General features: G+C 68.2%; 8 protein-coding genes. 6 read left to right on the top strand and 2 right to left on the bottom strand.

Annotation, left to right across the window (positions count from 1 at the left end; genetic code table 11):
• Positions 1–215 (bottom strand): winged helix-turn-helix transcriptional regulator (locus WA317_RS10450; RefSeq protein ID WP_425172963.1); only part of this gene is annotated, 215 nt, incomplete at its 3' end.
• Between the two features lie 94 nt (positions 216–309).
• On the opposite strand from WA317_RS10450, the gene mptB reads away from it, so the two are divergent.
• The 4 genes from mptB to WA317_RS10430 all read left to right on the top strand — a co-directional run bounded on the left by mptB (position 310) and on the right by WA317_RS10430 (position 4,865).
• Entirely contained in the window at positions 310–2,073 is a 1,764-nt protein-coding gene (mptB, locus tag WA317_RS10445; protein WP_425172961.1) for a polyprenol phosphomannose-dependent alpha 1,6 mannosyltransferase MptB, read from the top strand.
• Positions 2,070–3,008 carry an ABC transporter ATP-binding protein gene (locus WA317_RS10440; protein ID WP_425172960.1) on the top strand — a complete coding sequence of 313 codons (939 nt, stop codon included), beginning with the start codon at positions 2,070–2,072 and terminating at the stop codon, positions 3,006–3,008. Before mptB ends, WA317_RS10440 begins: the two co-directional genes overlap by 4 nt.
• Positions 3,005–3,781 (top strand): ABC transporter permease, encoded by a 777-nt coding sequence (locus tag WA317_RS10435; protein WP_425172959.1) that lies wholly within the window; start codon positions 3,005–3,007, stop codon positions 3,779–3,781. Before WA317_RS10440 ends, WA317_RS10435 begins: the two co-directional genes overlap by 4 nt.
• 145 nt (positions 3,782–3,926) lie before the next feature.
• Positions 3,927–4,865 carry a COX15/CtaA family protein gene (locus tag WA317_RS10430; protein ID WP_425172962.1) on the top strand — a complete coding sequence of 313 codons (939 nt, stop codon included), beginning with the start codon at positions 3,927–3,929 and terminating at the stop codon, positions 4,863–4,865.
• Here the strand turns inward: WA317_RS10430 and WA317_RS10425 are convergent.
• Complete coding sequence (locus tag WA317_RS10425) at positions 4,815–5,528, bottom strand: hypothetical protein (protein WP_425172958.1); 714 nt, start codon at positions 5,526–5,528, stop codon at positions 4,815–4,817. The genes WA317_RS10430 and WA317_RS10425 overlap by 51 nt on opposite strands.
• A 31-nt stretch (positions 5,529–5,559) precedes the next feature.
• Between WA317_RS10425 and WA317_RS10420 the strand changes: the two genes are divergently transcribed.
• Both WA317_RS10420 and WA317_RS10415 read left to right on the top strand, forming a co-directional pair.
• Positions 5,560–6,537, top strand: a complete 978-nt coding sequence (locus WA317_RS10420; protein WP_425172957.1) for a quinone oxidoreductase family protein — start codon at positions 5,560–5,562, stop codon at positions 6,535–6,537.
• An 86-nt stretch (positions 6,538–6,623) separates the two neighbouring features.
• Entirely contained in the window at positions 6,624–7,985 is a 1,362-nt protein-coding gene (locus WA317_RS10415) for an HNH endonuclease signature motif containing protein (RefSeq protein WP_425172956.1), read from the top strand.
• The last annotated feature ends 365 nt before the right edge of the window (positions 7,986–8,350 follow it).

The following is an 8,350-nucleotide window of genomic DNA, read 5'->3' as shown; positions in this document are numbered from 1 at the left end:
GACTCGGCCTTGCCGGCTTCGATCAGCGCATCCAGATGCCGGCGCACCCCGGCCGCCGACAGGCCCAGCCGGTCGCTGATCTGGCGGGCGGTGATCGATCCGGATTCCAGCAACAGCTGCACGACGGCGCTGCGGGTGTGGCCGTCCTGCGCCGACGCGGCAGCTGCCGCCGCTTCCGCGCTTTGCACGTCCGGCCGGAATTTCACAACACCAATGTTACGCAATTCCGGCGCCCGGTCCAGTTGCAGGCAGCGGTACGGCTCTCGCGCTGACGCGGGCGGCGGTCCGCACGCCGGTTACGCTGCTCTGATGGCTGCTCGCCACCATACGTTGAGCTCGTCCATCGCCCTGCTGCACGGCGACGAGCTGGCGGAGGGCTCACCGCTCAACGACACCGAACTCGACGCGCTGCGCCGCACCCGGCTGTTCGGAGCCACCGGCACGGTACTGATGGCCATCGGCGCGCTGGGCGCCGGGGCCCGGCCGGTGGTGCAGGACCCGACGTTCGGGGTCCGCTTGCTCAATCTGCCCTCGCGCGTGCAGACGGTATCCCTGACGATGACAACGACGGGTGCGGTGATGATGGCGCTGGCCTGGCTGATCCTGGGCCGATTCGCCCTGGGCAAGCGGCGGATGTCGCGCGGCGATCTGGACCGCACGCTGCTGCTGTGGGTCCTTCCGCTGTTGCCGGCTCCGCCGATGTACAGCAAGGACGTCTACTCCTACCTGGCCCAGAGTCAGATCTGCATGCTCGGGATGGACCCCTACCGGGTCGGTCCGGCCCGCGCGCTGGGTTTGGGCCACGTGTTCACGCTGTCGGTGCCCAGCCTGTGGCGCGACACCCCGGCGCCCTACGGTCCGCTGTTTCTGTGGATTGGTCGCGGGATCTCCGCGCTGACCGGCCAGAACATCGTCGCCGCCGTGCTGTGCCACCGGCTGGTGGTGCTGGCCGGTGTCGGCTTGATCGTGTGGGCCACCCCGCGACTGGCGCGCCGGTGCGGCGTCGCGGAAGTCAGCGCGTTGTGGCTCGGGGCGGCCAATCCGCTGCTGATCATGCATCTGGTCGCCGGCATCCACAACGAGGCGCTGATGCTCGGCCTGATGCTGACCGGCACCGAGGTCGCGCTGCGCGGCTTAAATGTCGGGGATATCGGGGAATCGGCGCGACTGGTGCCGCAGTGGCCACCCCGGGTGACGATGCGGGCCCGAGGCCCGAAGAGGAGGCCGGAAGGAAGACCGGAGTCGGACTGGAAACCATTGGGCATGTTGGTGTTCGGCACGATTCTGATCACACTGTCGTCGCAGGTGAAGCTGCCCTCACTGCTGGCGCTGGGTTTCGTCGCGATGGCGCTGGCGTGCCGCCTGGGCGGCAACCTGCGGGCTTTCCTGCTGGTCAGCGCGGCGACGGCGGGTCTGTCGTTAGCCGTGATGGCGGTCGTTGGCTGGGCCAGCAGGCTGGGCTTCGGCTGGGTTTTCACGCTCGGCACCGCCAACGTTGTGCGCAGCTGGATGTCCCCGCCGACACTGATTGCGCTGGGCACCGGTCAAGTGGGCATCCTGCTCGGCCTGGGCGATCACACCACCGCCGTGTTGTCGCTCACTCGTGGCATCGGCGTGCTGATCATCGCGGTGATGGTGGCGTGGCTGCTGCTGGCGGTGCTGCGCGGGCGGCTGCATCCGGTCGGCGGCCTGGGCGTCGCCCTGGGCATCACCGTGCTGCTGTTTCCCGTGGTGCAACCCTGGTATCTGCTGTGGGCCATCATCCCGTTGGCCGCGTGGGCGACCCGTCCCGGCTTCCGGGCGGCGGCCATCCTGGTGACGATCGTGGTCGGTGTCTTCGGCCCGACCGCCAACGGTGACCGCTTCGCGCTGTTCCAGATCCTGGATGCCACGTTGGCCAGCACACTGATCGTCATCGCCCTGATCGCGCTGACCTCGACGCGGCTGCCGTGGCGCCGGCTGTTCGGCGAGGAACGTCAACTGCTCGGCGAAGCGGCGGCCCATGATGTGGCGCCAACCACGGCGGCGGCGCCGCCGACGGCCGTACCGGACGCCTACGCTGATTATTCGTGAGCTCGACTGCGGTTTCCGACGTCCCGGTGCGGTTGCGGGGGGTGCATAAGCACTACGGCTCCACGACCGCGGTCGCCGACCTCGACCTCGACGTGCACGCCGCGGAGGTGTTGGCCCTGCTCGGCCCCAACGGCGCCGGCAAGACCACGACGGTGGAAATGTGCGAGGGCTTCGTGCGTCCGGACGCCGGCACTATCGAGGTGCTGGGGCTGGACCCGATCGCTGACAACGCGCGGTTGCGGGAACGTATCGGGGTGATGTTGCAGGGTGGCGGCGGTTATCCCGCGGCGCGCGCCGCAGAGATGCTCAACCTGGTGGCGTCCTATGCCGCCAATCCGCTGGATCCGCAGTGGTTGCTGGACACGCTGGGCCTGACCGACGCGGCGCGCACCACTTACCGACGGCTGTCCGGCGGGCAGCAGCAGCGGCTCGCGCTGGCCTGTGCACTGGTCGGCCGTCCGGAGCTGGTCTTTCTCGACGAACCGACCGCGGGTATGGACGCCCACGCCCGGGTGCTGGTGTGGGAGCTGATCGACGCGTTGCGCCGTGACGGCGTGACCGTGCTGCTGACCACACATCAGCTCAAGGAAGCCGAAGAACTCGCTGACCGGGTGGTCATCATCGACCGGGGCGCCGCCGTCGCGTCCGGAACACCCGCCGAACTGATGCGCAGCGGCGCCAAGGACCAACTGCGTTTCAGCGCCCCGCCGCAGCTGGACCTGTCATCGTTGATGTCCGCGCTGCCGCAGGAATACAAAGCCACCGAGGTGGCCGCCGGTGAGTACCTGGTGGAAGGCCCGATCGACCCGCAGGTGGTCGCCAGGGTGACCGCCTGGTTTGCCGGGATCGATGTGCTGGCCACCGACATGCGGGTGGAGCAGCGCAGCCTGGAAGACGTGTTCCTCGATTTGACGGGCCGGGGGTTACGGCAGTGAGCACCCAGCTGTTTCCGGCCGGGACTTTCGCGCCGGATCCGCGACCGAACACCGTGGCGCGCATGCTGGTCGCGCAGACGGAACTGGAATTGAAGCTGCTGCTGCGCAATGGCGAGCAGTTGCTACTGACGATGTTCATCCCGATCACGCTGCTGATCGGGCTGACGCTGCTGCCGCTGGGCTCGTTCGGCCCTAATCGGGCGGCCACTTTCGTTCCGGTGATCATGGCGCTGGCAGTGGTGTCGACCGCCTTCACCGGTCAGGCCATCGCGGTCGCGTTCGATCGCCGCTACGGCGCACTGAAACGGCTTGGCGCCACCGCCCTGCCGGTCTGGGGAATCATCGCCGGCAAGTCGGTGGCCGTCGTCGCGGTGGTGTTCCTGCAAGCGATGATCCTGGGCGCCATCGGCTTCGCGCTGGGCTGGCGTCCAGAACTCGCCGGTCTGGGACTGGGCGCGTTGATCATCGCGCTGGGCACCGCCGGGTTCGCCGCCCTGGGCCTGCTGCTCGGCGGGACACTGCGCGCCGAGATCGTCCTGGCCGTCGCCAACCTGCTGTGGTTCGTTTTCGCCGGGTTCGGTGCGTTGACGCTGGGCACCGACGCGGTTCCGCCGACGCTGCGGTGGGTTGCCCGGTTGACCCCGTCCGGGGCGCTGACCGAAGCGCTGTCGCGGTCGATCAGTGTTTCGGTGGACTTGTTCGGCATCGTCGTGCTGGCCGTCTACGGCGCGCTGGCGGCGCTGGCGGCGCTGCGTTGGTTCCGCTTCACCTGACGCCGCGGACAACTACTACGTCGTGTAGTTCACCGTCGCCTAGGATCAGGATGTGACCACGACGGCGAGGCACGCCGGCGACGATGCAGAGCGAAGCGATGAGGAGGAGCGGCGCTTCAGTCCGAGCGGGCGAGTGCTGCTCCGGTTGGTGAATCTGCTGCCGTCGCCCAGCCTGCGCCTGCAGCGCATCATCGCAGCCCTGGTGGTCCTATCACAGGGCGGCATCGCGGTGACCGGCGCGATCGTCCGCGTCACCGCGTCGGGACTGGGCTGCCCGACCTGGCCGCAGTGTTTCCCGGGCAGCTTCACCCCCGTCGCCGTCTCCGAGGTGCCCCGTATCCACCAGGCGGTGGAATTCGGCAACCGCATGATCACGCTGGCTGTCGTCATCACTGCCATCCTGGCGGTACTGGCCGTCACCCGGGCCCGCCGTCGCCCCGAGGTGCTCCTTTACGCCTGGTTGATGCCCGCGTCGACGGTCGTGCAAGCAGTGATCGGCGGCGTCACCGTGCTCACCGGCCTGCTGTGGTGGACGGTGTCCATCCACCTGCTGGCTTCCATGACGATGGTGTGGCTGGCGGTGCTGCTGTTCGTCAAGGTCGGCGAGCCCGATACGGACAGGGACGCGGTGGTCCGTCACCGGGTGGTCGCGCCGCTGCGCGGCCTCACCGCGCTCAGTGCGCTCACCCTGGCCGCGGTGCTGGTCGCCGGGACGTTGGTGACCGCGGCCGGTCCGCACGCCGGTGACCGCAGCACGACGCACACCGTGCCGCGGCTGAAAGTCGAGATCACCACGCTGGTGCACTTGCACTCATCGCTGGTGGTGGCCTACCTGGCGCTGTTGGTGGGGCTGGGGTTCGGGTTGCTGGCGGTGCACGCACCGCGACCGGTATTGCGGCGCCTGGCTGTGCTGCTGGTGCTGGTGTTCGGGCAGGGCCTGCTGGGGACGGTGCAGTTCTTCACCGGTGTGCCGGCGGCGCTGGTCGCCTTCCATGTCGCGGGTGCCGCGCTATGCACCGCGGCCACCGCGGCGCTATGGGCGTCGATGCGAGAGCGGGCCGAGCCCCAGCCGCTCCAGAGCTGACTCCACCCCCAGCGCGAACTGTCGCTGCGCAGTGTTCCGGGCGGCGGTGTCGAGTACGTGCCAGCCCAGGGCGGGCGCGATCAGGTCGACGTCGACCAGGTGGGCGTCACCCGGTCCGCCGGTCACGTCGACGCGGGCGTAGAGCAATTCGGTGGGGCTGATACCCACCCGATCGGCGGCCGCGTCCAGCGCGGAATAGCCCACGTCCCAGAGCCCGAAGTCCGCTTCGACCGGCGCTTCACCGGTGAAAGCGTGCGACTGCGTCCCGGCGACGAAGATCAGCGCCGTCGGCGTTTCACCTGGTGTCCCCGAACGCATCGGGACGCCGGCCCTCGTCAGATCCGCCAAATGCTGCTCATCGGCGTTCCAGGCGATGACGTCAGGCCCGTTGAGCAGGTTGGGCACTCCCCTGGTCCAGGCCAGAAATTCGTCGCGTCGGTCCCCCAGCATCGAATCGTCACCGGCAGAACGCAGAATCACCAAGTCAGCACGGGCAGTGTCAGGGTCGTCCCAGGCCGTCCAATGCGCAGGCAAGCCGCGGCCGCGCAGCGCGCCAACTAGGCCCTCATCGTCGCCGCTAGCGACGTAGTGTTCCGCGTCTGCACCGGATCTCTCGGCCAGCACGATGCGGGGATGACGAATGTCAGGCCGGGCCAACTTCATAGCAACACCACGACTGCGGATGATAGTCAGCATGCATGCGATAGAGGTGGCCCGAACCGGCGGGCCGGATGTCTTGCAGTATGTCGACAAGCCAAAGCCCGCCCCGGGCGATGGTGAAGTGTCGATCAAGGCAGAAGCAATCGGTGTCAACTACATCGACACCTATTTCCGGGCCGGCCACTATCGAGCGGAGTTGCCGTTCATTTTGGGCAGCGAAGTCGCCGGCACGGTGGCCGAGGCCGGCGACGGTGTGACGAACCTTCGGGTGGGCGATCGGGTGGCCACCGCATCGGCTGCCGGTGCCTACGCCGAGTTGTCCACTGCGCCAGCTCGGTTCACGGCAAAGTTACCGGACGCCGTCGATTTCGACGTGGCGGCCTCGGCGCTGTTGAAGGGCACAACCGCCCATTACCTGATCAAGTCGGTCTATCCGGTGCAGCCGGGTGACGCCGTGTTGGTTCACGCGGGTGCCGGTGGTGTCGGTCTGATCCTGACGCAGTGGGCGTCGAGTCTGGGCGCCAGGGTGATCACCACGGTGTCCACACCGGCCAAGGCGGAGTTGTCGCGGCAGGCCGGCGCCGCTGAAGTCTTGGACTATCCCGGCGACGACGCGGGGGCGTTCGGTGCGCGGATCCGTGAGTTGACCGACGGCGACGGCGTGGCCGCCGTGTACGACGGCGTCGGGGCCAGCACGTTCGACGCCAGCCTGGCGAGTCTGGCCGTGCGTGGGACGTTGGTGTTGTTCGGGGCGGCCAGCGGACCGGTGCCGCCACTGGATCCGCAGCGGCTCAACGCCGCGGGCTCGGTGTACCTGACCCGGCCGAAGCTTGGTGATTTCACCCGCACCGAGTACGAGTTCACTTGGCGTGCCGGGGAATTGTTCGACGCGATCGCCGCGAACGCGGTGAAAGTCACTGTGAGCGAACGTTATCCGCTAGCCGACGCCGCCCAGGCACACCGCGACTTGCAAGGGCGTCAGACGGTGGGCTCGATAGTGTTGACGCCGTAGTCGATGCCCGGCGGCGGATACCCGAATCACTTGTGTCACTGTGGTTTCAGGGGTTTCCTGTCGGTGGTCGCCGATAGTCTTCGGGTATGGCAGTCAGCAGTCGTGAGGAGGTCGTCGCCGCGTTCGACGCGTTGCGCGACGCCGTTTCCAGTGTCGCTGACTTGTCGTTCGAGGCGCTGACCACACCGGAACGGCTGGCCATGTTGGAGCGCCTCGAACACGACTGCCGCCGGCTGCCGGTGGCGCGGCACGCGTTGCTCAACGGCGTGCGCGAGCAGGCCAGCGCGGCTGAGATCGGCGGCAAGCTCTCCCACGTGTTGGCCGACCGGTTGCGCATCACCCGTAGTGACGCCAACCGGCGCATCGAGGAAGCCCAGGACCTCGGCGAGCGCACCGCACTGACCGGAGAACCGCTGCCGCCGCGGTTGTCGGCCACCGCGGCCGGGCAGCGCGCCGGAACTATTGGCGCAGCGCACGTCAACGTAATACGCGGATTCTTACGCGACCTGCCGTGCTGGATCGACGCCGACACCCGCCAATGCGCCGAAGCGAAGCTCGCCGAGCTGGGTGCCCGGCACCGGCCCGACCAGCTGGCCAAACTGGCTGACAAACTCGCCGACTGCCTCAACCCCGACGGCCAGTTCAGCGACGAAGACCGCGCCCGTCGCCGCGGCCTGACCGTAGGCAAACAGGACACCGACGGCATGTCCTCGCTGCGTGGCCATTTGACCCCCGCGGCGCGGGCCGCCCTAGAAGCCATACTGGCCAAGCTGGCTGCCCCCGGCATGGCCAACCCTTACGACCCCCAGCCGGTGGTCGACGGCACACCGTCAGCACAGGCGATTCAGAACGACACTCGCACCCCGGCCCAACGCAACCACGACGCGCTGCACACCGCGGCGCGCGCTCTGTTAGCCTCCGGCCAGCTGGGCCAGCACAATGGATTACCGGCCAGCATCATCGTGTCCACCACGCTAAAAGAGCTTGAGTCGGGGGCCGGCAGGGCGCTCACCGGTGGCGGCACCCTGTTGCCGATGAGTGATGTGATCGCCATGGCCCGCCACGCTCATCTCTATTTGGCGATCTTCGACCGGGGCCGCGCGCTCGGGCTGTATCACACCAAACGGCTGGCCTCCCCCGGCCAACGGATCGTGCTCTACGCCCACGACCGCGGCTGCTCGCATCCCGGCTGCGATGTGCCCGGCTACCTGTGCGACGTCCACCACGTTCGCGAGTGGGCCCACTGCGGCCGAACCGACATCGACGAGCTGACCTTCGCCTGCGGCACCCACCACCGCCTCATCAAACCCGGCGGCTGGACCACCCGCAAACGACCCAACGGCGACACCGACTGGATCCCACCACCCCACCTCGACCGCGGCCAACCCCGCACTAACCTCTACCACCACCCGGAGCGACTTCTGCCAGGAGACGACGGCGGCGGCTAGGCCTCCGGTCTACCTCAAACGACCGGGGTACCTGGCCTTCATACGTGGTCGAGCGCCGCGGGGACGGCGGCGGATGTGAAACAGCCGAGCTACGCGCCCCCGATTCACGGGGTCGCTGCCGGGAGTAGCCAACATCGCTCCTAAGTCGAAAGGCCTTTATGGGCAACGGTACAACGTTGTTGTCGTCGGTAAGAGTGCGCTGAAGATCCGGCGCTGCCGGGGTGGCTGACACGCACCACGCCGAGCCGCGACCGCTAGCCGCCCCACTTGACGCCGTAGCTCATCGTTCGCCCGCTATGCAGGCGACGCGAGCGCGCGGTAGCCCGGTTCGGCGAAGCGCCGAGCGGCCTGCCGCACCGCTTCGG

The sequence above is a fragment of the Mycobacterium sp. genome, from assembly GCF_049802695.1.
GTDB lineage: Bacteria > Actinomycetota > Actinomycetes > Mycobacteriales > Mycobacteriaceae > Mycobacterium.
This window is presented reverse-complemented; position numbering and strand designations above follow the sequence as displayed.

What these genes read in the sequence shown, in the direction of transcription:
- mptB (WP_425172961.1), top strand. Translation starts at nt 310, where the DNA reads ATGGCTGCTCGCCACCATACGTTGAGCTCGTCCATCGCCCTGCTGCAC.
- WA317_RS10425 (WP_425172958.1), bottom strand. Translation starts at nt 5,528, where the DNA reads ATGAAGTTGGCCCGGCCTGACATTCGTCATCCCCGCATCGTGCTGGCC.
- WA317_RS10420 (WP_425172957.1), top strand. Translation starts at nt 5,560, where the DNA reads ATGCATGCGATAGAGGTGGCCCGAACCGGCGGGCCGGATGTCTTGCAG.
- WA317_RS10415 (WP_425172956.1), top strand. Translation starts at nt 6,624, where the DNA reads ATGGCAGTCAGCAGTCGTGAGGAGGTCGTCGCCGCGTTCGACGCGTTG.